Origin of the sequence: Vibrio cincinnatiensis DSM 19608, assembly GCF_900167345.1 — a bacterium.
Taxonomy (GTDB): Bacteria; Pseudomonadota; Gammaproteobacteria; order Enterobacterales; family Vibrionaceae; genus Vibrio; species Vibrio cincinnatiensis.
The window spans coordinates 116413-142454 of sequence record NZ_FUXB01000007.1; the positions used below are offsets into that span (position 1 = coordinate 116413).

The 26042-nt window shown below is 44.3% G+C and carries 17 protein-coding genes; 1 reads left to right on the plus strand and 16 read right to left on the minus strand.

The genetic code is table 11. From position 1 onward, the window contains the following. Window positions 1–120: 120 nt before the first annotated feature. From B5D54_RS08245 to hemL, 15 genes are all read right to left on the minus strand, one after another. The gene (locus B5D54_RS08245) at window positions 121–1119 is read right to left on the minus strand and encodes an iron ABC transporter substrate-binding protein (protein WP_078926067.1); all 999 of its coding nucleotides are present in this window, start codon (window positions 1117–1119) and stop codon (window positions 121–123) included. A 242-nt stretch (window positions 1120–1361) separates the two neighbouring features. Continuing rightward, the gene (locus B5D54_RS08250) at window positions 1362–2774 is read right to left on the minus strand and encodes a phosphoglucomutase/phosphomannomutase family protein (protein ID WP_078926068.1); all 1413 of its coding nucleotides are present in this window, start codon (window positions 2772–2774) and stop codon (window positions 1362–1364) included. Between the two features lie 47 nt (window positions 2775–2821). After that, window positions 2822–5224 carry a glycoside hydrolase family 94 protein gene (locus B5D54_RS08255; RefSeq protein WP_078926069.1) on the minus strand — a complete coding sequence of 801 codons (2403 nt, stop codon included), beginning with the start codon at window positions 5222–5224 and terminating at the stop codon, window positions 2822–2824. Window positions 5225–5310: 86 nt separating this feature from the next. Then, on the minus strand, window positions 5311–7227 hold the full coding sequence (locus B5D54_RS08260) for a beta-N-acetylhexosaminidase (protein WP_078926070.1): 1917 nt from the start codon (window positions 7225–7227) through the stop codon (window positions 5311–5313). 3 nt (window positions 7228–7230) lie between these two features. Next, window positions 7231–8112, minus strand: coding sequence for a glucosamine kinase nucleotide-binding domain-containing protein (locus B5D54_RS08265; RefSeq protein WP_078926071.1), 882 nt, complete (start codon window positions 8110–8112; stop codon window positions 7231–7233). Further along, window positions 8109–9836 carry a glycoside hydrolase family 9 protein gene (locus B5D54_RS08270; protein WP_078926072.1) on the minus strand — a complete coding sequence of 576 codons (1728 nt, stop codon included), beginning with the start codon at window positions 9834–9836 and terminating at the stop codon, window positions 8109–8111. Before B5D54_RS08270 ends, B5D54_RS08265 begins: the two co-directional genes overlap by 4 nt. Window positions 9837–9898: 62 nt before the next feature. Then, on the minus strand, window positions 9899–10894 hold the full coding sequence (locus B5D54_RS08275; protein ID WP_078926073.1) for an ABC transporter ATP-binding protein: 996 nt from the start codon (window positions 10892–10894) through the stop codon (window positions 9899–9901). Window positions 10895–10933: 39 nt separating this feature from the next. Then, complete coding sequence (locus tag B5D54_RS08280; RefSeq protein WP_078926074.1) at window positions 10934–11917, minus strand: ABC transporter ATP-binding protein; 984 nt, start codon at window positions 11915–11917, stop codon at window positions 10934–10936. Window position 11918: 1 nt separating this feature from the next. Then, complete coding sequence (locus tag B5D54_RS08285) at window positions 11919–12944, minus strand: ABC transporter permease (RefSeq protein ID WP_078926075.1); 1026 nt, start codon at window positions 12942–12944, stop codon at window positions 11919–11921. Window positions 12945–12946: 2 nt separating this feature from the next. Next, on the minus strand, window positions 12947–13933 hold the full coding sequence (locus B5D54_RS08290; protein WP_078926076.1) for an ABC transporter permease: 987 nt from the start codon (window positions 13931–13933) through the stop codon (window positions 12947–12949). Between the two features lie 159 nt (window positions 13934–14092). Then, window positions 14093–15763 carry an ABC transporter substrate-binding protein gene (locus B5D54_RS08295; RefSeq protein ID WP_078926077.1) on the minus strand — a complete coding sequence of 557 codons (1671 nt, stop codon included), beginning with the start codon at window positions 15761–15763 and terminating at the stop codon, window positions 14093–14095. 769 nt (window positions 15764–16532) lie between these two features. Beyond that, the gene (locus B5D54_RS08300; protein WP_078926078.1) at window positions 16533–19922 is read right to left on the minus strand and encodes a hybrid sensor histidine kinase/response regulator; all 3390 of its coding nucleotides are present in this window, start codon (window positions 19920–19922) and stop codon (window positions 16533–16535) included. A gap of 198 nt (window positions 19923–20120) precedes the next feature. After that, complete coding sequence (gene rsmC, locus B5D54_RS08305) at window positions 20121–21146, minus strand: 16S rRNA (guanine(1207)-N(2))-methyltransferase RsmC (protein ID WP_078926079.1); 1026 nt, start codon at window positions 21144–21146, stop codon at window positions 20121–20123. A 65-nt stretch (window positions 21147–21211) separates the two neighbouring features. After that, entirely contained in the window at window positions 21212–22297 is a 1086-nt protein-coding gene (locus tag B5D54_RS08310) for an AI-2E family transporter (RefSeq protein ID WP_078926080.1), read from the minus strand. Between the two features lie 313 nt (window positions 22298–22610). Beyond that, entirely contained in the window at window positions 22611–23903 is a 1293-nt protein-coding gene (gene hemL / locus B5D54_RS08320; protein WP_078926082.1) for a glutamate-1-semialdehyde 2,1-aminomutase, read from the minus strand. Window positions 23904–24274: 371 nt separating this feature from the next. Here hemL and erpA point away from each other — a divergent pair, with 371 nt between their 5' ends. Further along, entirely contained in the window at window positions 24275–24616 is a 342-nt protein-coding gene (gene erpA, locus B5D54_RS08325; RefSeq protein WP_078926152.1) for an iron-sulfur cluster insertion protein ErpA, read from the plus strand. An 83-nt stretch (window positions 24617–24699) separates the two neighbouring features. Here erpA and shyC read toward each other — a convergent pair whose 3' ends face one another. Next, window positions 24700–25992, minus strand: coding sequence for a peptidoglycan DD-endopeptidase ShyC (gene shyC / locus B5D54_RS08330; protein WP_078926083.1), 1293 nt, complete (start codon window positions 25990–25992; stop codon window positions 24700–24702). Between the last annotated feature and the right edge of the window lie 50 nt (window positions 25993–26042).

Consider the following 26042-nt stretch of genomic DNA (forward strand, 5'->3'; position numbering starts at 1 on the left):
CATCCCTGATGAATGGCCATTCGCCAATTCATGATAAATAACAAAGCCAATGCTTGCGCACTGGCTTTGCTGGGGATATTACCATTAACCTTTATCAGGAAGGTATGAAATTATCAAAAATTAGAGTAAACCGGCATCACGCAGCAGCTTTAATGTTCCTTCCAAATCCGCTAGTTGATCAAGGTCGATACTTGGAGCGGCATTGAGTAATGTTTCGAGATCTCCCAGTACTGGGTTAGGAATAATTCCTTGAGTGACTGGGTACTCACCCACGACAGAGGTAAAGTACTGCTGGGCGGCAGGAGAAAGCATATATTCAATAAATTGAGTCGCTTGGGGCTGTTTTTTACTACTTTTCAGCAAAGCAACGCCAGCGACATTGACTAGATTACCAATATCCCCATCGGAAAAATAAGTCTGTTTGGCTGGGTAGGCTGAATTTGCCGCAACAAAGCGAGGTAAATAGTAATTATTCACTAAAGCGAAATCGATTTCCCCATCGCCAATCGCTTGTACTTGTGCCGTGTTATTGCGATAGAGCTTTGGTTGATTTTTCTTTATCGCCTTTAACCATGCCAGCGTTTTTTCGTCACCATGCTGAACTCGCATTGCGGTAACAAAGGATTGAAACCCCCCATTGGTCGGTGCTAGCCCCATACGGCCTTGATATTTTTCTTGTGTTAACTCAAAGATAGAAGCGGGTATTTCTTTTTCAAGGACGCGTTCTGTCGAGTAAGCAATGACGCGAGAGCGACCGCTGGCTGCGACCCACTGTCCGGTTTTACTTGTATAAATATCAGGGAGTTTTTTATAAACGCCTTCAGGTAAAGTCGCCAATAATCCTGCATTTGCTAAGGCTCCCATCGCTCCTGCATCTTGTCCCCAGTAAACATCGGCGGGAGAGCGGGCCCCCTCTTCTTGCAGTAAGACTGCCAGTTGAGCGGTATCACCATAACGAACCTTTACTTTAATACCGCTTTGTTTTTCAAATTGCTCAATAATGGGTTTGACTAATGTTTCTCCTCTCCCTGAGTAGAGTGTAATTTCTTGAGCATGAATGAATGGAGTAACCGCTAAGCTACCGAGTAGAGCGAACGTTGAGAGCAACTTCTTTTGCATGAACAAACCCTTTATCTCAATGAGTAAAAATAAATATATGAATAGTTTTGATAATTATTATCAAACACAATCTTAAGGTCAATGCTTTGCTGTGATGGGGAAGAAAAAAGGAGAGAATGAAAGTTAACGTCTTGAAGTTAAAAGAAGAGAGTAATGAAAGGTAATTGTAACAATTTATGTTTCTTTTACCTTTCATTATGTTAATGGTTTGATGGTAAGGGGTGAAAGATAGGGTAGCGCACTTAATTGAGTAAGAAGGTTTTCATTTCTGTAACCATACGCTCAGCACTGACTTTATCTCCCATTTCGGCAAAAATCCGTAGTAAAGGTTCGGTACCAGAAAAACGAGCAATCACCCAACCCCCATTTTTAAAGTACACTTTTGCACCATCGGCGTAGCTGACTTTTTCTATCTCATACGCAAAATCAGGGAGCTGTTTCTCCACATAGATTTTGTGATGAAGGGTGGCTTTTTCATCGGCTTTAAAAGTGCAGTCACCTTCTGCGGTATAGGCATACCCGTAGCGGTGGTAAATTTCATCCAGCAATTCTGAGAGTTTTTTACCTGTCACACTGAGCATTTCCACCAATAAACTTGAGGCAAAGACGCCATCTTTCCCTTTGATATGGCCTCGGATGGTTAAGCCTCCTGAGCTTTCTCCACCAATCAAAGAATCATCGGCTTCCATCTGTGAAGAGATATGTTTAAAGCCAACGGGAACCTCAAAGCATTGTTCACCATGGTCGGCGGCAATTTTATCCAGCAGGTGGGTGGTCGCAATATTGCGCACCACGGAACCTTTCCACCCTTTATACTCTAATAAGTAGTAATAGAGCAGGATCAGTACTTCATTTGGGTGAATAAAATTGCCTTTCTCATCAATGATCCCCAGCCTATCGGCATCACCATCGGTGCCGATCCCAATATCGTAGCCTTCATTTTTGACCAGATGTTGTAAGCGATAAAGGGTGGCAGCACTGGGTGAAGGCATTAGCCCACCAAAGTCAGGGTTTTTACCATCATTGATCACATCGACATCACAACGACCATTGATCAAAACCGTTTGGAGTGCATTTTTGGCAACGCCAAACATAGGATCGATCAATACGCGCAAATTCGCTTTTTTGATCGCTTCAATATCAATGGCATTGATGATTGAATCGACAAATTCGTTCATGGGGTTAATGATCATGACTTGTTGCTGGCTAACCGCATATTCAAAGTCTATAGAACGAACATCGTTACTACTTAAGGTTGATATTTGCTGTTCAATTTTTTTTGTGATGATCTCATCAGCATCTCGTCCGCCACGAATAAAGACTTTAATACCATTGTAATCAGCAGGGTTATGTGATGCGGTAATGCAAGCCGAATAGGCACACCCCATCTCTTTCGCCTTAAACATAACCACGGGAGTGGGGACAAATTTATTAATAAAACTGACGACAATACCGTTTCCGGCTAACACTTCTGCAAACCAGCGCCCTGCTTTGTCGGACAAAAAACGTCGGTCATAGCCAATTACAAATCCCGACTGAGCGACTTGCTCTGCGTTGATAATATTGGCCAGTGCTTGAGCAACCAAACGAACGTTGTCTTTCGTGAACTCTTCACCAATAAAGGCTCGCCAGCCACCGGTGCCAAATTGAATCATTTGCTGTACTCCTTATGTGGGCGCAGTATTACTACGCCCAAAATTGTTTAACCCATAATGACCGTAACGTGGTTGATACTGCCTGCTGGTTGCGTGGGGATCTCCTCAACCTCCTGATCATTGAGGATGAGTCTTTTCACGCCTTTACTGACTCCTTGGGGGTTTTCCACTTTGATCTGATAAGTCGCTCCACGCCATTGACGTGTAATTTCAAAGCCAGGCCATGAAGTCGGAATACAGGGATCAATAGTTAACGTATCAAATCCACAGCGCACACCGAGTAAGTAGTTGGTGGTCGCATAGTAAGCCCAACCAGAAGTTCCGGTTAACCAAGGGTGGTTGGCTCTGCCATGATCTTGATGATCGCGCCCCATAATAAACTGCACGTAGGAATAAGGTTCCGCGACTCGGGTTTCTATCATGTCATTTTGGTTGTAAGGGTTGAGGGCGTCATAAAACTCCATCGCTCGATCTCCTCGGCCAAGTTTGGCCTCTGCAACCCATGCCCATGGGTTAGGATGTGAGAAGATCGCGCCATTTTCTTTCACACCTTGATAGACACGGGTAACAAAACCGATGTCATCATTGGGGGTGGCAAAGGAAGGTGCATTGAGGTGTAAGCCGTATTTTGAGAAGAGATATTGATAAACGGCATCCATCGCTTTTTGGCCGCGCTCTGCGGAAACGGCGCCAGATAATACGGCGAGAGTATTGGATTCTAAATGCACTTTTCCTTCTTGCTGTTCGAAAGTGCCAATTTTATCGCCATCTTTGGTTAAGCCACGGATATACCATTCCCCTTGTTCATCCCATAAATGAGTTTCACAGGCTTGGCGTACCTTATCTGCCATTGCTTGGTATTTTTCTATCGCTACGTTATCGCCTCGATAGTTTGCAAGTTCTAAGAATGCTTCTAACGCCCAGAAGTGTAGGAAAGAAACCATCGCCGATTCCCCACCACCTAGGTTCAAGCAGTCATTCCAGTCAGCACGTAAACCTTTACAAATCCCCGTTTGACCCACATATTCGGCCGAGAAATCAAGGGCGGCCATCATGTGTTGATACACACTGGCTTCTCCACCATCAGCGTAAGGAATGACGAGGTCAATAAAATCCAGTTCTCCGGTCTCTTTAACGTAGTTGAGAATAGTTGGTACGATCCATAAGTGATCGTCTGAACATGTGTCTTTAATACCGTGAATTTTATCTTCGTCAGAAGGGGTAGGAACCACCGTTGGTGACTTGGAGGGTTTGACATCCGCTTTTTCTGGATCAAACCAATCGGGATCAAACAAGTGCAGACCGTAACCGGCTTTGACTTGCCCACGTAACAGATCCACCAGACGTTTGCGTGTCATGGCTGGGTTGGTGTGAGGTACGGAAATCGCATCTTGTGCGGTGTCTCGATAGCCAAGCCCAGTACGCCCTCCTACTTCAATAAAAGAGGCAAAACGAGACCAAACTACGCAAGTTTCCGCTTGATAAAGTGTCCACGCGTTGATCATGGTATTTAGCCCTTCATTCGGCGATTTCACTTGGAATTTAGCGCAGCGTTCATCCCAGTGAGCTTTGATACCAGCAAAGGCGTTATCCACTTGATTTAAGTCTTGATATTTTTTACGCAGTTTTGCGCCATTACCTTTACCGACGCCAAGAATCACGGCAAAACGGACTGTCTCTCCCGGTTGTAGAACAAATTGCTTATGCAAGGCACCACAATGGTTGTAACAGGTTTGTGCGCTGTTAGAGCAATGGCCTTGTTCAAGCGCAATTGGGTTTGCTTCATCTCGATACATACCAAGGAAAGCATCACGTTGACCATCATAGCTATCCGGATCAAAGGTTGAGGTTAAGTAGTAAAAACCTAAGAAGTCATCGGTGTTGTAGTAGAGATCGTACTCAATCACACCATCGGCATACTCAGTTCCTGCTGAATAGAGTGACATTTGATGGTTTTGGTTATCAGACACAATATGGCTAAAAGAGAACTCTACATAGTTGAAAGCGCTGATCGTTCGCACTTGATCGGAAGTGTTTTCGATCACCACATCCCAAAGTTCGGCATCTTCCCCTTTGGGTACAAATAAGGTTTTGCTGGCGGTGATGCCGTTATACTCACATTGAAATTTAGAATAAGACAGGCCATGGCGAATTTCATATTTCGCTTGGTCTAGGCTTTTGGCGACCGGTTGCCATGAGATAGACCAGTAATCTCCGGTTTGATCATCGCGTAAATAGACATAATGACCGGGACGATCTTGCGTAAAGTTTGGACGAAACTTGGTAACGCGGTTGTATTCAGGAGAGTGATAAAAAGAGTAACCCCCAGCATTATGAGAGATCACGCTGCAAAATTTTTCTGTCCCTAAGTAGTTGGTCCAAGGGGCAGGCACGTCAGGACGAGTGATGACATATTCACGATGTTCATTATCGAAATAGCCGTATTTCATGGTAATTTCCTTTTAAAACAGCGATACGGGGTATCGCTCATATCGATGCTAGAGAAAACGTGAGAGGGATTGCTCTCGGTTTAGTTTTATGCTTTCCACGGAGCTCGGTAATGAATATCTTGTTTGTCCAAGAAAGGTAAATGTCCTTTAAGGCGAGCAAGATAATTGAGCCAGTGGCGTTGCGGTTTTTCCGTCCACCCAGCTTCCGCTAAGGCGGTGAGGCGAGGGTAGATCATGTAGTCCATACGTGATGTGTTATTGACTCGTTCACTCCATAAGGCACACTGAATGCCTAAAATACGTTTTCGTAAAGGGTCGTCGTCAGCTAACTCGGCCAACGGTTCATAGCGGTAAGCTCGTTCGAGGGGGATAACACCAGCCCAATCAGTGCCGGGTTCTTCGGGAGCATAATCTTGCACCATATCGAGATAGGTGAATTGACCTGGTTGTAAAATGACATCAAACCCTTGCTTAGCACACTGCAAAGCCGCTTGCTCGGAAAGCCAAGAATAGATAACCGTATCTTTACTGACTTTGTTGCCGTGTTGAGCTTCTTCCCAGCCCACCATCCGCTTGCCTAGCGACTTGAGTTTTTTTTCGGCGTAGCGCAGTAGATGGCCCTGTAATTCTTTTGCATCCTGATAGCCATGGTCTGCTATTAAGGCCTGACATTTTGGGCTACCGATCCAAACACCATGGGGCACTTCATCGGCTCCGATATGAATAAAATGGCTCGGAAAAAGGGCAGCAACTTCTTCCAGTACTAAATCAATAAATCGATAAGTCCCCGGTAGTGCCGGAGAGAGAACATTATCGGTGTAGTACTGGATGCTACGATAAGTGGAGCTATCTTCTGGATCGATGAGCCAATTGGGTAACGATTTAATGGCGGCACGGCTATGACCGGGTATGTCAATTTCAGGGATAATGGTAATGCCACGTTTTTCAGCATATTCAATAACGTGTTTTATCTCCTGCTGAGTATAAAAACCACCATGCACTTCTGTTAGTTTGCTGTACTGGGGTTCGAGAGGCAGATCCATTCCGCGCCATGCGCCAATATCGGTCAGTTGTGGGAGGGATTTAATCTCAATTCGCCATCCTTCATCATCGGTTAGATGCCAGTGAAAGGTATTAAACTTATAGTGGGCTAATTGGTTTATGAGCCGCTTTACTTCCTCAATACTATAAAAATGGCGAGCGCAATCGAGCATCATTCCTCGGTATGAGAAGCGGGGATGATCCTCGATACTGACTTGCGGAAAAGTTAACCCTTGTTGATCGGAATTAGCGAGTTGTAACAAGCTGGCACTGGCGTGAATAAACCCTTGCTGGCTACTGGCATCGACTCGAATGCTCTCTTGGTTAATGTTGAGATGGTAGCAACCTTCATTAAGAATAGGGTTTAACCGATAGGTAATACCGATCGCCTTGTCACCCATCAACGTAAAATGGTGTAAGTGCTTGAGTTCTTCCGCTAACCAACAAGCGGCAGCGTCTGCCTGAGGGGTTTGTATATCCATCGAGTGGTTAGGTGTGAGCTGGAAGACTCCTTGATGTTGCTTTATCTGATTTGGATATGGAATTAAACATAATTCCGCCGCTTCCACCGGAGGAAGTTCACTGCGTTCTCGGTAGGGCGAGGCCAGAGCAATAGGGGTAACGATGACGGAGTGGCGAGTAACGGGATGTTCTCCATTAAGTTGGATAAAGGCTTCTTTAAGGCCATCACTGTAAAAATGGAAAGGCGCTGTTTTTACACAGAACTCGCAGTAAAAATGCCGATTGGCAGCTAGTATTTCTTGCGCTGGAACGAGAGAACAAAAACTACCCACTTGCTCTAATTGAGCTTGAGTGACGGTATCAACTTCAATGTAACGCTCAATTGAAAAATGCAAGCTCCAATCATGTAGATCTTGATCGCTTAGGTTATGTAATGTTAGACCAAAACGGCAGTGGGAAGGCTGCTCTGAGAGTACCGCTAAGTCTATTCGATAGTTCATATCCTATCCTTTATACAAGTTGTGTTCAGGTTTGCCTGCAAACATTAATGCGCCTTCAATCGCATCAAACTGAGCAGGGACAATCCATTGTTGAACAGGCGGAGAGAGCCAATCGACGATGCGTTCAGCAATGCTGCCCATTAAACAAAACTGTGTGGCCCCTTTGGCTCGAAGCGCAAAGATAAACATTTCAATATCACGAGCCGTTTTTTTGAGAAGCTCAATGGCGAGTGAATCACCTTGCTCTGCAAATAAAAAAATTTGTGGGCAGAATTGGCCATAATCTCGGGGAAGTGCATTTTTAGACCAAGAAACAACGCGATCGATATCATCAGAAAAATGAACGAAGATAGCGTTACTCAGCGCCGTTGCAGGGCGAATACCATCATGAATTAAGACTAATTGTTGAATAAGATGTAACCCCATTGCGGCCCCGCTCCCTTGATCGGAAATGGGAAACTCCCGTCCGCCCACAACATGTTGTTGACCTTGGTGAATGAATAAGCCACAAGAGCCGGTGCCTGCGATCATAATCGCACCCTCTTCACCGTTATGAGCACCTAAACAAGCCCCGTAGGCATCGGTATTGAGGGTGAGAGAGGCGAATGGATGAGGCTGCTGCATAAATTTAATCCAGCTTGCTTGATGTTCAGCTCCAGCAAGCGCTAATCCAAGATGCATGTGAGCGAAGTGCTGCTTATTGAGCCCACCTTGTTTGGCTGCTTGGCTAATGGCCGCGATGATCGACTGCATTGATGACTCAACGCCGAGTAAGATATTGGCACTTCCACTCTTTCCTTCACCGATGAGCGTTCCATTCTGGTCTCGAATTCTGGCTCGGCATGAGGTTCCTCCCCCATCGATGCCTACATAGTAAATCATCATTGACCGCTTCCTTGTACGGGTGAAAAGTGGACAAATTGACAGGTGATCGCTAATAAATACCATGCTGAGTGAGGGATCCATTGTTCACCCCAGCGCCAGTTTTGCAGCATGTCTTCTTTTTGACCGACGGGGTTAAAGGCGATATCGGTTTCATCTTCAAAGCCGGCTGTGATGCCATTACAGATTCCCCCTTTGGCGTTAAAAAAGCCTAAATGGGGCAAATAGTCTGGGTTATTTCGACCATGCCCATCGAGCATACACATGTCGTAAGGGTTGAGTCCTAAAATCCAATTCAGTGCATCATTGGCTAAACCAAGCAACAAGGATTGGGTGTTTACATCACTTAAATAAGGTTGGGCAAGGTAAGCCATGGCGGCGAGAGAAGCTAAGCGAGCATTTTCTCCCTGCCACCAATAACCGCTTTCGTTCTCGTGAGCGATAAAAAAAGCGGGGCGTTTATTGCCATGAGTATCACAAACATACTGCCGTGGATAACCAAAAGGATTATGAACTTGTTGAGTGATAGCCAGTTCAAATTGGCAAGCTCGTTCAACCACTTGCTGAATGGTTCTTTTATGGCTTTCATACGTTTCAATAGCCAAATATTCACACAACGCAATTACGGGCAATCCAGCTTCAACGGCATGGTAATAAGGACGTGATCCATCGTGGTTGGCAGACCAAAAATACGTTTGTTGTTCATCACAATGTTGTCGGGCCGACAGGCGTTGAGCCCAGTCTCGTGCTTCTAACAAGTATGGTTCTTGTTTCGTCGTACGATAAAGTTCACAGCAGGCGAGTAAAGCACAGTACTCATCAATGATATTTTCTTGCCCGTCATCTAAGTAAGAGAGGTTATGGATTTTTAAGTGCTGATAGCCTCGCTCTGCCGCTGCAAGGTAGGTCGGTGCGGAATAATCTCCGCTTACCTCTAACCGTGCCGCGGCCGCTAAAGCGGCGATCGCCATGCCACCGCCTTGACGAAATCCTGCCTGAAATTGTGCCGATTTATGGCCTTGTTGAGTTGAATAGGCGCAGATCTCCCGTTGATGAATCTCTTTGCTCCATCGGTCAAAGACGGTCATGTAAAAAAAACCCTCGGCGTTTTGCATTCGAACCAGAAAATCAGCACCAAACAACGCCTCTTCCATGAGACGAGTACGAGAAAATGCAGCAAAACCCGAGTGATGGTCTAAAAGCGCTAACCCTTTGAGCATGTTCCAGACCACCATTGGTGTTTGTTGTGGGTTCAAATAGTTAGCGTAAGAAAGGTGGCTTAAGTATTTACTTACGTCACCAGAAGCATCGTACCAGCCTCCATGCACATCGGCAGTGGTTTGAGTGCCTAGAAGCGGTACGTGCTTGTCTTGCTTATCAAAAATGCCAGAGCATCGTTGTGATTTAAAATAGTGCAGTAAATCTGAAAAGGTGGATTGCATCAGTAGCCCTTGTTGAATAACAAAACAAGGAGACTGAGTATTATCAAAACAAAGATAAAACACCCCTTCCTGAGTGATGTGAGAAAAGTCGATCGGATGAAAATGACCTTGATGCCAATTATCGACCCGCCCACCATACTGGATAGCAATATGAGCGACCGTTTGATAACTGTGCGCGCACACCAACCTCGCTTCTTCGGTATATAAACCGGAGCCATAGGTCAGTAATATGGCTTGCTTGGGGCCAAAGGTTTCATAGCCAATATGGTTGGTGATCAATTGCATTTAACTTCTCCGCACTTCACACAAAAAGTGCGCTCAATTTACAGAGCGCAGAGGATTACTTATTAGTTTTCGTATAGATAACAGCGAACAAAGTGGTTGTCCGATAACTGGGTGACCGATGGCAATGTTTCACGACATTTATCGCTAGCATGTAAGCAGCGCCCGGCAAATGGACAGCCAAGTGAATCGGGAGTCCAGAGTGGAATTTCCCCTTTATTACCTTTCAGTTTTTCATGGATCGATTTTTTCGGATCGGGAACCGCAGACACAAGAAGCTGAGTATAAGGATGTTGCGGATCGTGAATGATCTCGTCGGTATCTCCCCATTCAACCATGTGTCCGACATACATCACAGCAAGGTCTTCTGCGATATAGCGCGCCGTTGCAATATCATGTGTGATGTAAAGTAGAGACATCTGTTTTTCAAACTTCATCTCTTCCATCAAGTTGAGTACCCCTGCTCGAATGGATACATCCAGCATTGAGGTGGGTTCATCGGCAAGCACAACTTCCGCACCTACGGCGATATTTCGCGCTAAGTTGACCCGTTGCCGTTGTCCGCCTGAAAGCTGGTGCGGGTATTTTTCTGCTGTTTCTTTGGGAGGAATCAGCCCAACTTGTTCAAGTAGGTCATAAACACGTTCTTGCAGTTCTTTCTTATTACCCGGTGTTACTTTTTTATGGATCAGTAGTGGTCGAGCAATATGGTGGAAAATGGTGTGCGTAGGGTTGAGTGATCCAAAGGGATCTTGCCACACCATTTGTACCCCTTCTCGGTAGTGCATCAGCTCTTTACGGGATTTTATGCCTAAAATATCCTTCCCTTTATATTCAATCGTACCTGAGGTTGGGGCATACATTTTGGCAATCATTTTTGCCGTGGTTGATTTACCTGAGCCAGATTCCCCCACGACGGATAGACCACGGCTTTTGTACATTTTGAATGATACGTCGTTAATAGCACGCATCATGGGTTGTTTCAGAGCATTACTGTTGATCGGGAAATCTTTGACTAAGTTTTTCCCTTCCACTAACAGCTCACCTAATGCTTTACTCATAATTGTCTCCAGAAATACGGTTATTGCCTGTGTCGCAGCCTATAGTTTTACTTGGGTTATCGGTTCGCCATAAAGATGGCAATTTGAGAACCGACTCGGCTCGATCTGGCGTAACTCTGTGGGCACTTTGGTGCAGGCTTCGTGGACGCGATCGCAACGGGCTTGAAAGCGACAACCTTTCGGTATTTCAAGTAAGTTCAACGGGTTGCCAGGAATTCCTGTTAGTTTCGTTTTGGGCCCTGTTAATGGAGGGAAAGAACTACCCAATCCTTTGGTATAAGGGTGGAAAGGGCTTTCCAGAATTTGCTTGGAGGGGGCGACTTCTATCAGCTCACCTGAATACATGATGCCAATGCGATCTGAAAACTCGACCATCAAAGACAAGTCATGTGTGATGAATAAAATAGAAAAGCCAAACTCTTCTTTTAAGGCATAGATCTTTTGCAATATTTCCCGTTGAACGACCACATCAAGTGCGGTTGTAGGTTCATCCATGATGATCATTTTGGGGTTTAATGCTAACGCTATCGCAATAACCAGCCGCTGACGCATGCCACCAGAAAATTGGTGTGGGTAGTCATTTAATCGGCTTGGGTGAATATCGACAATTTCGAGTAGCCCTTCTGCTCGACGTTTGGCTTGTGCGCGAGTCATCGATGTATGACGCATAATCACATCACAGAATTGTTCTTCCATGGTGAGAACCGGGTTAAGTGCGTTCATTGCACTTTGGAATACCATGGACATCTCATTCCAGCGGAAAGATTGCATACGGTCATCACTGTATTTCAGGATGTTTTCACCGTTGAAAATGACCTCGCCTCCGGTGATAAATGCGGGCGGCTTATGTAGGCGCATCAACGAGAAAGCCACCGTGGATTTACCACAACCGGACTCACCTGCTAGGCCAAATACTTCGCCGGGGGCAATATCAAAGCTAACATTGTTACAAGCTCGGACATCTCCGGCATCGGTAATGTAGTCAACACAAAGGTTGCGGATTGAGATTAGTGGTTCAGTCATGTTATTTATCTCCGCTCCAAATGGCTGGTTGAGGTTCTAGTACTGGTTTACGCTGACGTTTGTCTTGCTTAGCCAGTTTTTTCCAGCGCTTCATTCCTTTGTGAGAACGTAATTGCGGGTTGGCAATTTCATCGACAGCAAAGTTAAGCAGGGCTAAACCGGTCACCAATAAGGTCAAGGATATACAGGGGGCTAGCAGTTCCCACCAAGCACCAATCAGCATCGAAGATGAAGTTTGTACGTTATACAACATGATGCCCCAGCTAATAGTGTTAGGGTCACCTAAGCCCAGGAAGGAGATAGTCGCTTCCATCATGATGGCGTACATAACCGAACCAATGAAACTGGCACCAACGATGGAAATCAGGTTAGGCAGTATTTCAACAAAGATAATTCGCCAAGAGGATTCCCCAAGCACTTCAGCCGCTTTCACAAACTCTTTTTCTCTCAGAGCCATGGTTTGGGCTCGAACAACCCGAGCACCCCAAGCCCAGGAGGTACAGCCGATAATCAGAGCGATGGTTAATGGCCCTGCTTGTCCAATAAAGGCGGCCACGACAAACAACAGAGGATATTGGGGAATAACCAGCATGATGTTCATTGCAGCAGTTAAGAAGTCATCGATTTTGCCGCCAAAATACCCAGCAGAAATACCGATCACGGTAGCAAGAAAACAAACGGTGATCCCGGCACCAAAGCCAACAGCTAGAGAAACTCGTGCACCGTAAGCGACTTGAGCCCAAACGTCACGTCCCATTCGAGTTGTTCCTAACACGTGGTTTTCTTTTTTCGACATTGCTAATTTACGACGATCATTGGCGAGATTTTCAGCCACCCATCCATCAGGGTTAGCTTTGGCCGCTTTCACAACAAAACTTGGATATTCATGGGGGTTACCCGTACGTTTATCTGGAGCATGTTGTGTGATAAGAGGGGCAAAGAGCGCCATTAATAAAAATAGGCTGAGAATCGTCACGCCAAGCATTGCCATTCGGTTGCCACGAAGTAGTTTCCATAGTGCTTTCATAATTATTTGCCTCCCTTACGTAAGCGAGGGTCGAGCACAACATAGAGCATGTCGGCTAGCAGGTTAAAGAACAGCATAAAGAGCGTCATAATGATTAACTGACCTTGTAGTACTTGATAATCACGTGCAGTGATGGCGTTAAACAGTACAGTACCAAGGCCGGGATAGTTGAAGATGATTTCAATGATCAATTGTCCGCCAATCGCCATACCTAAAGACATAGATAGTGCGGTGACACTGGGGAGTAGCGCATTACGAGCGGCGTAGTTGAATACCACTCGGTTTTCACTCAACCCTTTCCCTTTCGCCATCGTGATATAGTCTTCTGCGAGTAGGTTGATCATGTTGTTGCGCATGTTGACTAAGAAACCACCAATTTGCACAATCGAGGCGCAGAGAAGAGGGAGAACAGCGTGGTAGCCGACATTTTTAATAAACTCCCAGCTTGTCCAGTCTGGCAGTGTCCCTGGGGTATAGGCATACCCAGTTGGAAACCACCTTAAGCCAATGGCAAAAGTAAACATAGCTAACATGGCAATGACGACTTGTGGTACAGCCTGAATGACTAGCATGCCAGGTGTTACAAAAGTGTCGTAGTAGCTACCTCGTTTCCATGCTGCAAAAATGCCAAGAATGGAGCCAATTGAAAAAGAAATAATAACGGCGGTGCCTGCTAAAAAGAGCGACCAGCCAAAGGCTCCGGCTAATAATTCATTAACACTTAGCGGGTAAAATTTGATTGAAGTGCCCAGCTCCCAACTAAGGATGCTTTTCATATATGTAAAGTATTGCACTAAGATAGGCCCATCCACGAATCCAAGTAGTTGGCGCATGGCCTCAATTCGTTCAGGGGTTACTTGTGCTGTGGCGTGTGCGAACATCATGGTGACCGGATCACCTGGCATCGCTCGCGGAATAATAAAGTTTAGTGTTGCTGCAACCAGCAACGCGGCAAAATAGAACGACAAACGTCTTAAAAAATAACCCATAACTTACACCTTACTCACCCAGTTTTCCTGATCTTTCATTCAGGTCGCTCCTTGCGAAATTAAGAGCGAGAAATCCCCTGACGACATGCGCCATACTTACAATGGATAAGCGAGGGGATTTTTAATAGCGGCGTAACCAGTACGCCGCCGAAATGAACGTTACTTAACTGGTTTTAAATCCAGGACATGAAGTAGACGTTCTGGGATGCCAGCCCAAATACTTGGACGGCCCTTAGAATTTTCTTCGTTCCACCATCCCGTAAAGCGAGTGGTGTTATATTGATACATCCAAGCACCAGACAATACAGGGATAGTCACTTGGTTTTCTGCAATGATCTTCTGAATGCCATGAGCAATTTCTAGCTGCTCATTTTTATCAGCGGTTTTGTAGAAGCTATCAAGTAAGCTATCCAGTTTGCTATTGGTGAAGAAGTGCATAGCAAAGCGAGGCATTCCATCACCTTTTTGCAATGCTGAGTTGTATGCACTGTTCCAATATGTGTAAGGGTCTGCACCGTGGAAATAGTTGGTATAAGCCACATCATAATTGCCTTCTAGCATGGCTTGGTTATAAACCGCAAATTCAGGCGTACGAGCTCGAGCTCTGATACCCACTTCTTGTAACTGCTCAACAGCGAGCTGAACGGTGTTGTTAAAGTCGGTCCAACCATTTGGTGATTGAATTAAGAGTTCAAACGATTTACCTGATGGGGTTTCAACAAAACCATTACCATTAATATCTTTGAAGCCTGCTTTTGCTAACAGTGCTTTAGCACCTTCTACATTGTAGGTGTTAAAGCCTTTATATTTGTCGTGAACCGCTTTATCTGACCATGCTTCAAACGCATAACCTAGGCCTGAAGCGAAGTCATTGACGGTGCCGCCGCCGTAGAACGCAATATCAATGATGGTTTGGCGATCCAACGCCATCGAGAATGCACGACGGAAATCAACGTTCGTCAGCGCTTCTTTTTTAGCAGGATCTGAGTTTTTAAAGTTCACCATGAAAGATTGTGTACCTGCTGCTGGGTACCAATAATGGTGTTTTGGACTTGCCGCCGCATAAGTGCGATCAATGTCTGGAACGAAAGAAGAGGTCCAATCTAGCTCTGAGTTAATGATTTTACCCAGCAATTGGTCGTTGTTGGCGATTTGTGGTACGCGTAGGCAATCGACTTCCAAGTTTGCAGCATCCCAGTAATTTGGGTTACGGCATTGGATGTAAAGCTGTGGGGTAAAGGTATCGATTTCAGTAAATGGCCCAGTACCTACAGGGTTTTCGTTAGTAAAGGTAGCTGGATCTTTGACTTTTTTCCAAATGTGCTCTGCCACAATGGGTACCTGAGCAATTTCATACGGTACGTTAGAGTTAGCTTCACTTAGACGGAAACGGACTTTGTAATCGTTAACTTTTTCAATGTTTGTGACCCACTTATTGATGCCACGTTGATCAAGTTCTGGCTTCTCTTTCAGTAGATTAAATGAGTAAATAACGTCATTTGCACTAAACCCTTTACCATCAGACCACTTCACTCCTTTACGAATATCGAAAGTGACACTCATTAAGTCATCAGACATTTTGAAGTTTTCAGCTAAACGCATGACTGGTGTGTTGCCATGCATTTCATTAAAAACAACTAATGGTTCATAGATAAAATCAGTCGTGGTACGTAAGTTGGTGGCTAGATAGGGGTTGAAGTTCCGTACCATTGTTGGGTAGAAATCTGGCACGATGGTCAGCTCACTGCGTGCAAACGCGGGAGCGGAAACACTGCTGGCAGCGGCAATTACGGCTGCGGCTAGTGCTGTTTTTTTTATATTGGCAAGCATAGCTGTTCCTTACTATTTTGCTTTCATTTCACAAATGGATATGAATGTCATCATTGGATTAACTCTCGCAATGACCTACCTCATTATGTTCATTCATGCCGGAGGAGCAGAATGAAATGAGTGGCCTGTAGGCCTTTGGCATGAGTAAGGAAACACCTTGTAGGAAGATTTATCAATTTCAATTCTCGTCAAAAGTGTCAAAAATAGGGTTAGGCACGTTATTATCGTTAAAATTTGTATTTCTTGTTTAGTTTTGACCGAAAAACGAACAGTGAGTGGGCTCACGTTCTATTGGCTTTTTAGTACTGTATGTAAGTAGTTACTACCTGTTTTTTATATGTATATATTGAGTTTGTTTCTTTTCTGGTATTATTGAGATCTTGCTCACTACTCGTAAAAATAGAAAATTTTATTCGTAAATTAAATCTGGCAAATTGTTGTGATTATCATCGCAAACTTGTTCAATAAACACTAGATGAATCTGATTTTCGCTATTTTTAGCCAGAAAATGACGGATTTTTACCGTTGTTAACTAGAGGGAATCGTTGGATAGAATGGTTTTTTTAGCGTGTAAATCAACTAAAGGTCGGTGGTGGATTGTGCATCGATGACGCCTTCTTGAGAAGGGGAGTCGGCTAATATAATAGATAAGGGCATAATAAAGGCTGCTTATGGGAAGAAATGAGAAGAGGTGCGCTAAGTGCATTTTACGATTAGGTGCTATATAAACTTAAGCCTGCTAAAGCAGGCTTAAGTTTATATTTGATGATTAGTCTGTGGTGAGTAGCTTTTGAAGTTTATCTCTTTGTACTTCAATATAGGTTCGCTCTGGGGACTGCTCTTTGCAATGTTCGAGAATATAATCCAGTGAATTTAGTACGGTACGCCAACGAGGAGTCTTCGGCAGAGTTTCAATTCGCAGGTATTTATCCAATGTACGGGTTTGCAGCGTACTACGGTCTAAATAGACGCGCCATAAACCACTTTGTTCAGCAAACGTGAATTTACTTTGCCCTGTCACTTTTTCCCAGTAATCAAGAGCACTACTCATCGCTTCGACCAATACTGATCGCATTAATTCCTGTTTTGATTGGTTCTCTCCGGCTACTTTTTCGGCAATACGAGTAAATTCTCCTCCTAATTCTTTTAATTGCTGAAGTTTGTCTTTATCTCCTTCAAAGGCATAACTGGATAAAGCTTCTAGTGCCGTTTCTAGGTTATGGATTCTGGCTGCATTAATATTGCCTCCGACATTAAAGATGTACATAGCTTTAAAGCCAGATCCTTCAGGAAGTCGAAGGATGTCGGCCGAAATATGCTGTCTGATATCATCGACATAGATATCAATATTGCCACAGTAGTGTTCTTGTTCGACCAGTAAATATTTGGGGGCAATCAGTTCTTCAGCATCGGAGCGTTTCAGTTGCTCTTGGCTTCGCTTAAATAGTCGGGCGGCAGACTCATTCGCAAAGCGAATTTTATTATCTTCTCGAAGGCATAAAATGGCCTCGGGAGCGGAATCTAGTTGTTCTAACAGCCGCCCTTGGGTTTCAAGCAGGCTGGCTTCTACCATGGCGCGTTGTTTTAGTTCTTTTTGTAACCGAGCATTTTCTATTCGTCGTTGTTCAGCTTTACTTGCGGTTAAATGTGCTTGAATACGAGCGGCTAACTCTTGTTTATTGAAAGGTTTGGATAAGTAATCATTAGCACCGACTTCAAAGCCTTTCAATCGGTCATCACTCTGGTTTAGTGCGGTGAGCATAATGATGGGCAGTTGAGCGTGGTCGTAATCTTGGCGTAGTTGTTCGCAGATTTGATAACCGTTCATGCCTGGCATCATGATATCGAGCAGTAATAGTTCTGGCTGTTCTTCTTTTACACTTGATAGTACTTCATTGCCTTCTTGTACGGTTTTGACCCGATAACCTTCTAAGCGTAAAAAACTTTTGAGAACCCGTAAATTGACGGGTTCATCATCGGCAACCAGAAGAAGAGGTCCATCAGGATTTTCTGGCAGATGATTTTCTTCATCTTTCTCTAGTTCCGTTAACTCTGGTATTTGGAAATGTGCCATTTGGGTTTGTTGGGCATGCTCTATCTGTTCTGATGTCGCAAGTGGGAGAGTGAAGCTAAAGGTGGTCCCCACCATTGGTTGGCTGCTGACATATAAAGATCCATCCATTAATCCGATTAATTGGCGGCTAATGGATAGGCCTAATCCCGCGCCTTGACGGTAACGGCTACTATCGTGCCCAGCTTGAATAAGAGGTTCAAAAATATGTTCCAGTTGCTCAGCGGGGATGCCTTGCCCCGTATCAACAACTTGCACTCGAACGTGATCTTCTTGCTGAGTGGCGGAAATGACAATTTTTCCTTCAGAGGTATATTTAATCGCATTACCGATAAGGTTATAGAGTACTTGTTCAAGACGCTGAGCATCTGCACACACCCAAATGGGGTTTTCAGCGACTTGATTAATAATTCGAATTTGTTTTTTCCCCAATAGATGGCTAGAGAGCGCTAAGACGAGTTGAGTTGCACTTGCAAGGTTGACTGCACGTAACTCCATATCTAAATGGCCATAACGCATTTTATGGTAATCCAATAGATCATCTACCAAATTAGCCAAACGTTGCCCACTGCTGATGATAATATCTAATTGATACTTGTGTGCGCCATTAATGGGACCATTTGCCCCAGAAATCAATGCTTCCGCGATGCCAATCATGCCATGTAGTGGGGTACGTAATTCATGTGAAGTGGTAGCAAGAAACTCATCTTTAAGTTTATTGGCTAACTGTAATTCGTCATTTTGTTTACGGATGACTTGGATATTATTTTCTAACTCAATGTTTTGCGATTTGATCAGTTGAATTTTTTCTCGAATTGAACGTTGCATTCGTTCAAAGCTCACCGCCAACCGGCCAATTTCATCTTGGCGTTCAGTATTAATGATGGCTTTATCCAGATCTCCGGCTGAAACCCGTTCGGCCGCCCATGTCAGTTTCAATAACGGAGAGGTGATGAAGTTAGATAGGTAGTGAGAGGCGATCACGACGAGGATTATGGCGGTGAGCATTGCAAAAATAAACAATTTCTCTAATTGACGAACTCGCGCAAAGGCTTCTTTCTCTGGTAGCTCTACGACTATAGCCCAGTCTAACTCTTTCACTTTTATCGGGGCATAGGCGGCAATGTGTTTCTCGCCTAAGGTATTTTTATAGGTTCCAACGGCTCGACCGCCATTGAGTGCCATATTGATGACATCGGTACTGGTTTTTATATCGACTTGGTTATGAGCTAGGATTCGTGATCGCTGATCCTGCCCGACCAGCAATGTGCGTTTTGAGGAATCGCTGTTATTTTCAGAAATGAGTTTTGTTATCCCATTATTTGGCAGCCGAAACATAGCATAACTGTGTAGGTAGCCTTGTTGAATAATGGGGGCACCCATCCAAGCGTATTGCTGCCCCTCTTCTTCAATAAAATCGGATAACACGACGGGGGTATAATCTTCATTGAGCTTCCGATTTTCTGTGACGATTTGCTCTAAATGCTGAAATGTGGTTCCTAGGTTCGAACTTTTATAGCGCCCAGTGAGTAGGTTCGTACCATAATTGTCATATTTGTAAATGGAATAGACCACGTTACCATTGAGGTCGACCAATAAAATGTCGTCGAAATCCGAGCGTTTCAGAAGTTCAAGATAAGCGGAATGGTAGCGTTTGTGCAGTAGGCGATAACGTTCACTGCCCACATAACTGCTTGATTTAGGCAGTACAGAGGTTTTGATTTGATCGCCGGATCCGGGGATATAGCGTTGTTGGGCATGTAGGCGGGCTTGCTCAATATCATCACCTAACCGTTGAAAGGCGTTGACTAAGCCATAGAATCGCCCACCACTTGCATAAGCCAGTTCTGAACGAACAAAGCCCATCACTTCAGATTCTTTCGCGCTTAGGTAGTCAATCACTTGTTGTTGCTTGGTATCGCGTACAGATAGCAGATGAGAAGTGCTCTGTTCCTGTAAATCTTTGCTGTGAGAATGAAGGAAAAACAGCGCCGTCACAGTGAGAGGGGTAAGGCTAAGCACTAAAAATGCCAACATTAACGTATTTTGCAGACGTTTAAATTTCTGTTTTCGATTAAACCTGAACATAGAGAAAGCGTTACTTCTAATGATACCCACGATGAACAAAGCCTTAGTGAGAAAATTGAACAAAGGAATAGAGAAAGTAACGAAATTAACGAGTTTTTTTACTTTGACAAGTAAGTTGCACTTAAAGCGTGGTCGTGAGCTCAGTTTTTATCGGTAATTGGCTATTTTGCCGTTAAAATCGGCAAAATAGCGTCAGGTTTACGACTTGTTTGCGTGGTAAATTGAAAATTTATTGGTCTTATTTAGCGTCTCACAATTACCAAAGGCTTGTTCGATAATGGGAGGATATTTAAGAAAACTATTGGCGACCAAAAAGAGTTGCCCTGATCTTGCGAGGTAATCCGGAGCGGATTGCAACAGTGTCTCTGTAACCTGATAGCTGGTTTCTAGACCGGAATGAAAGGGAGGATTACTAACAATGTAATCGTAATTTGTGGCGGTGTCTGAATAAATGTCTGAGGCAAACACTCGTCCGCATAATCCATTCGCGGCTAAAGTCGCTTGGCTAGAGCAAATGGCAAGGGCACTAATATCGCACATTTCTAGTTCAATATGTGGGTTAAGTATAGCCATAACACTACCAATCACTCCTGCACCACAGCCAAAATCAAGCACTTTTCCTTGCAATGAAGGTAGGGTATCAAGCAGTAACTGACTACCCAAATCAAATTCACCATGGCTAAAAACTCCCGGTAAACTGCGAATAGTTAAGGTATGTTGTTGATATTGAACTAAGTAAGATTTAAACCAGTCTTCTAAATCAAAAGAATTTGGCGAATGATGACATTGCCCCCAATAAAATGAGCAGCGTCTTGCGGAGTCATATTTTTTGATAGAACCATAGGGGGTGAACATTTTCTCAATGGTTTTAACCCCAGAGCGGTTTTCACCAATCACGATCACTTCACAAGGCGATGGAAGCTTTGCCAGTAACATCGCTAACAGGTATTGAGCTTCTAGCTTGGCTTTTGGCCAATAAAGAACCAGTAGGTCAGCTTCCACATCTTCAGTTAATTCGGCCCCAAAATAGCTCTGTATGGTGGATGAGTGTTGTAATTGGCGGTAATAACCATAGTGAGTGGTAAAGACAGAAACAGACTGACAGTGCTGCGCTAGCTGTAAAGGAAAAAGATCTTCCATTTCTCCAGCAATAAGCACTTTTTTTCCAGCGAAATAAGCCAGTTGACGTTCAGCAATTTGACTTGGGGCGGTGTAGTGAGACATAACAAACTCAAGAACAAACTCAGGGGCAAGGATTTTCGCACAATTGCCCCTAAGCTTGAAGGAGTTTAGCTATTGTCTTGGCGATTTAAAAAAGGTTGAAACTCTTCTTCATACAGGTTGAACAACACGATGGTAATCGCAAAGATTAAGGGGCCGTAGATTAAGCCGATTAATCCAAATAGCTGTAGCCCTCCCAGTAGTGAGAAAAAAATCATCAAGGTATTCATACCTGCGCTCCCTTGCATCAGCAAAGGGCGCAGTAAATTATCGATAGAACCCACAACGGCGATGCTCCAGATCAATAAGAAAATCATCCAACTGATGTCGCCCATAATAAAGAGGTAAAGTGTGGCAGGAACCCAAATAAGAGCCGTACCAACGACAGGGATAAAAGAGGCAAACCCCATCATGGTACCCCAGAATAGACCAGGGAAACCCGCCAACCACATGCCTAATCCACCAGCAATGCCTTGCGCAATGGCGGTTAGAAACGACCCCATCACTGCAGATTTAGAAACTTGTTCAATTTCATGGAGTAAACGGTCTTCTTGGCTACGTGATAATGGCACAATGTGGCGGATAGCGAGAATGATTTTATCGTGATCTCGCAGCAGGAAAAATAAGACAAACAGCATCAAAAAGAAATTGACCACAAAGCTGGTGGCATCACCTAAAATTTTGGCACTGACCGAGACGAGATCGCTACCTAATGTCGTCGCTAATTGTGCGGTTCTTTGCGCTATCTTTTGTGGCGTAATTTCATGAAAGGGAAGGTACTCATTGGCGAGTTCTAACCCCTTTGTTACCCACGGATGCGATAATACCGTTTGAATTCCTCCTTCAGTTACCCAGTGATACAGGTTTTGAGAAAATTTCGAACCTTGCTGGATAATGGCGGTAAAGACCAGTAACAAGGGGAGCACAATGATAAAGACCAGAATAATACACGAAAGTAGGGCAACGATATTTTTATGAGAGGGGAGTTTGGTTTCCAGTTTTTCGTGAATAGGAAACATCAGTAGAGAGATAATAAAGGCCATGACGATGGCATTGATATAGGGCTTGAGTAATAGATAACAACTCAATACAGCAACAATCAGTGCAGCAATTAATACCCAATGGTTTGAGTTGAACTTGACTTTATCTGACACAATGAGATTCCCTTTCTTTGATGATTTATGGTTCGACTCGTGAACATAGGTTGATGCTAAAATCTAGAACAATCTGCCGCTCTGATTTTTATGGGTATATAATGACCGCAATTGAGAAAACGGGCAATGGGGAGATAAAAATGGGATGTTGTGATAAAGAGTCTTGCTGCGAATCTAAGAAATCTTTCTTTCAGCGGGTGCCGTGGTTGCTGATTATTCTGTGTGTTTTGGTTCTCTTGGTGATGGTGTATTGGCAGTAATAATGCTCTTGGAATAAAAAAGGCTGCGATGCAGCCCTTTTCGTATTCAATGCTTAGTTTTCTTGAGCAAGTTGAGCAAAACTGCGATCAGCCGCCTCTAACGTAGCTTCAATTTCTTTGCTGCCATGGGCTAAAGAGGTGAAGCTAGCTTCAAATGCAGAAGGAGCTAGGTAGACGCCGTAGCCCAACATCAAATGGAAGAAGCGTTTGAAACGTTCAACATCACACTTGGCCACTTCTTCGTAGCACGTCACTTGGGCTTGATCAGTAAAGAAGAAACCAAACATGCCACCGACTTGGTTTACAACCAAAGGAATGCCATGTTTATCCGCTAATGTTTTAAACCCTTGTGCCAATTGTTTGGTTTTTGAGGCCAAGCGTTTTTCATTGCCTTCTTCTTTTAAAAGTGAAAGGCAAGCATACCCAGCTGCCATTGCGATAGGGTTACCCGATAAGGTGCCCGCTTGGTAAACGGGACCTGTTGGTGCGATGTATTGCATCACATCTTTTCGGCCACCAAAAGCACCGACAGGCATTCCACCACCAATGACTTTACCTAATGTCGTCAGATCGGGTTTTATATTGTAATGGGCTTGTGCACCGCCGAGTGCGACTCGAAAGCCTGTCATCACTTCATCAAAAATCAGTAGGGCTCCCTCTTGATCACAAATTTCACGCAGCCCTTCATGGAATCCCGCAACTGGTGGAATACAGTTCATATTGCCAGCAACAGGCTCAACAATAATGCAGGCGATCTCTCCCGGATTGGTAGCAAACAGCTGACGGACGGAATCCAAATCATTAAAACGTGCTGTTAGGGTATATTTAGCAAAATCTGCGGGAACGCCAGGAGAACTTGGTTGGCCGAGTGTGAGTGCGCCTGAGCCAGCTTTAACCAGTAAACTGTCTGCATGGCCGTGATAACAACCTTCAAACTTAATGATTTTATCTCGGCCAGTATAACCACGAGCGAGGCGAATCGCACTCATGGTCGCTTCTGTGCCTGAGTTAACCATCCGAAGTTGTTCCATTGATGGGACCAGCTCAGAGACCAACTCGGCCATGGCTATTTCCATTTCCGTTGGTGCGCCAAAACTTAAGCCTCTTTGTGCAGCATCGATCACCGCTTCTCTGATCACCGCATGGTTATGACCAAGAATCATTGGCCCCCATGAACCCACATAATCAATATAGGCTTTTCCATCGGCATCAAAAATCAGAGCTCCATCGGCACGGTCAATAAAAATGGGGGAGCCACCGACACCGCTGAATGCACGAACAGGGGAGTTTACTCCACCAGGGATTTTGGTTTGTGCCTTTTGGTAAAGATCTTCTGATTTGGTCATGGATACATCCTCTTTATGATTGCTCGACCTATTGCGCTGTGCATTGTACGCTGATGAGGCGAGAGGTGAAATCATTTCCCTTATTTATGAGAGCCAATGTTTGTGCTAATGCTCAATGGCGGTATTCTTGTGCGGTTTTTTGAATACTCTTTAGATTTGATAGCCGGGTGAGAGGCGTTTTACATTTTGCCTCACTAAATAAAAATAAACCTTGTTTGTTTATCTTCGTATAATAAGAAACCACGGATGATTTCATTAGCATGGCGGCTAATACTTGAACGAATAAGTCAGGTATTAGATAATCGGAGTGATAGAAAAATAATGATGCTCATAGATCGCAGATGAGTATGAAACGAATGAGAGAGGTCGTTGTGAGCGAAGTCAATATCCCCTTATCCTTCTCGGATGCCGCAGCAACACGTGTGCGGGCTTTAATTGCCGAAGAAGAAAACCCAGAGCTAAAGCTACGTGTTTACATTACCGGAGGCGGTTGTAGTGGATTTCAGTATGGCTTTACCTTTGATGAGAAAGTGAATGAAGGAGATACCACCATTGAAAATAGTGGTGTGACTCTAGTGGTTGACCCGATGAGTTTACAATATTTAATTGGTGGTGTGGTTGATTATACTGAGGGGTTAGAAGGCTCACGCTTTTTTGTGAATAACCCTAATGCCACCACAACGTGTGGTTGTGGTGCTTCCTTTAGCGTATAAGTTTTTGAGATCTGAGACTCTTTCTTAAAGCCCTTGGTATTTTTACAAGGGCTTTTTGTTATGAGTGGCGACACACTCGATGATTATGGTGCCGAGTAAAGGAGCTGACTATACCGAGAAAGGGTATTTAAACGAATTTTGGCATTGGCAATAAAGGTTTCTTTATTCTTTCCTGTCAACGACTGTGCTTGAGGTAAGTCCACAGTGCGAGGATCTTTATGAACGCCATTGACTAAAAACTCATAATGTAGATGGGGGCCTGTCACTCGCCCCGTGCCCCCTAATGTTCCAATCACTTGCCCTTGTTTGACTCTTTCCCCAGTTTTAACCGTTCGGCGAGTTAAGTGCAGATATTTGGTGAGATAAGTATTACTGTGGCGGATAAAAACATAGTGACCATTGAATTGGTTATAGCTCGATTTTTCGACCACCCCATCCCCAGCGGCCCAAATAGGCGTGCCGACAGGTGCAACATAATCTGTTCCTCGGTGGGCTTTTAATTGCCCCGTTACCGGATGAAGGCGACGAGGATTAAAATTAGAAGAGACTCGGCGAAAATCGAGAGGTGAGCGTAGAAAAGCCTTTTTCATGGCTCGGCCATTCTCATCAAAATATTGCCCCGTACGATCATCCAAAACAGCCGTAAAAGTGCTGCCTTGGTTGGTAAAAATAGCAGCAATGATATTTCCACGGCCAATCACCTCACCTTCTACCACTTTTTCTTGAAAGAGTAACTGGAAGCGGTCACCTGCACGAATATCCAAAGCAAAATCGATATCCCAACCAAAAATGCCCGCCAATTCCATGATTTGGTTTGCCGTTAGCCCTGCCGCATTTCCGGCATTCCAGAAATTCGATTGAATTTCTGCTTGAGCGTAGTTGTATTGATAAAAAACCTCTTTTTTATCCACTTTGGAGGAAAAGCCAGACTCTGTTCGGGTGATATCAAAAGTCTCATAAGCACTGATTCGACGTTTCAGTTGAATTAACTGATTGGTCTCATTAAAGCCAAATTGTAGCTCATCGCCCGGGCGTAATCGGCTGAGTTGTTGATTGATCTCTGGGCTACTGGCGGTCAGTTCATATAAAAGACGAGATGACAAACCAATACGTTGAAACAGTATGGCGGCACTTTCTCCGGCATTTACGCGATAAGTTTCCCAACGCAGTAGCGCAGATGGCAAAATAGTATGGCCGGGTGAAAGAGCTTCACTATTGATCGTTAATGGATAATGTCTGCCAATTTGTAGGCGTTCAGGGTGGTTTCTTAATGCTTCTGGATCTGGGAGGAAAAATAGTGCAATGACAATCAATGCAGTAAAAAAGGCAATAAAAGCCCGATGAACCCAGGGAAGACGAGCAAAAATTGCTAGCATATTCGTATTCGTTCAATAATTAATAATAAAATCGCCAGTTGGTTAGTCTA

Excerpts from the sequence above, each read along its gene's own strand:
- B5D54_RS08245 (WP_078926067.1), bottom strand. The coding sequence starts at position 1,119 with ATGCAAAAGAAGTTGCTCTCAACGTTCGCTCTACTCGGTAGCTTAGCG.
- B5D54_RS08250 (WP_078926068.1), bottom strand. The coding sequence starts at position 2,774 with ATGATTCAATTTGGCACCGGTGGCTGGCGAGCCTTTATTGGTGAAGAG.
- B5D54_RS08255 (WP_078926069.1), bottom strand. The coding sequence starts at position 5,224 with ATGAAATACGGCTATTTCGATAATGAACATCGTGAATATGTCATCACT.
- B5D54_RS08260 (WP_078926070.1), bottom strand. The coding sequence starts at position 7,227 with ATGAACTATCGAATAGACTTAGCGGTACTCTCAGAGCAGCCTTCCCAC.
- B5D54_RS08265 (WP_078926071.1), bottom strand. The coding sequence starts at position 8,112 with ATGATGATTTACTATGTAGGCATCGATGGGGGAGGAACCTCATGCCGA.
- B5D54_RS08270 (WP_078926072.1), bottom strand. The coding sequence starts at position 9,836 with ATGCAATTGATCACCAACCATATTGGCTATGAAACCTTTGGCCCCAAG.
- B5D54_RS08275 (WP_078926073.1), bottom strand. The coding sequence starts at position 10,894 with ATGAGTAAAGCATTAGGTGAGCTGTTAGTGGAAGGGAAAAACTTAGTC.
- B5D54_RS08280 (WP_078926074.1), bottom strand. The coding sequence starts at position 11,917 with ATGACTGAACCACTAATCTCAATCCGCAACCTTTGTGTTGACTACATT.
- B5D54_RS08285 (WP_078926075.1), bottom strand. The coding sequence starts at position 12,944 with ATGAAAGCACTATGGAAACTACTTCGTGGCAACCGAATGGCAATGCTT.
- B5D54_RS08290 (WP_078926076.1), bottom strand. The coding sequence starts at position 13,933 with ATGGGTTATTTTTTAAGACGTTTGTCGTTCTATTTTGCCGCGTTGCTG.
- B5D54_RS08295 (WP_078926077.1), bottom strand. The coding sequence starts at position 15,763 with ATGCTTGCCAATATAAAAAAAACAGCACTAGCCGCAGCCGTAATTGCC.
- B5D54_RS08300 (WP_078926078.1), bottom strand. The coding sequence starts at position 19,922 with ATGTTCAGGTTTAATCGAAAACAGAAATTTAAACGTCTGCAAAATACG.
- rsmC (WP_078926079.1), bottom strand. The coding sequence starts at position 21,146 with ATGTCTCACTACACCGCCCCAAGTCAAATTGCTGAACGTCAACTGGCT.
- hemL (WP_078926082.1), bottom strand. The coding sequence starts at position 23,903 with ATGACCAAATCAGAAGATCTTTACCAAAAGGCACAAACCAAAATCCCT.
- shyC (WP_078926083.1), bottom strand. The coding sequence starts at position 25,992 with ATGCTAGCAATTTTTGCTCGTCTTCCCTGGGTTCATCGGGCTTTTATT.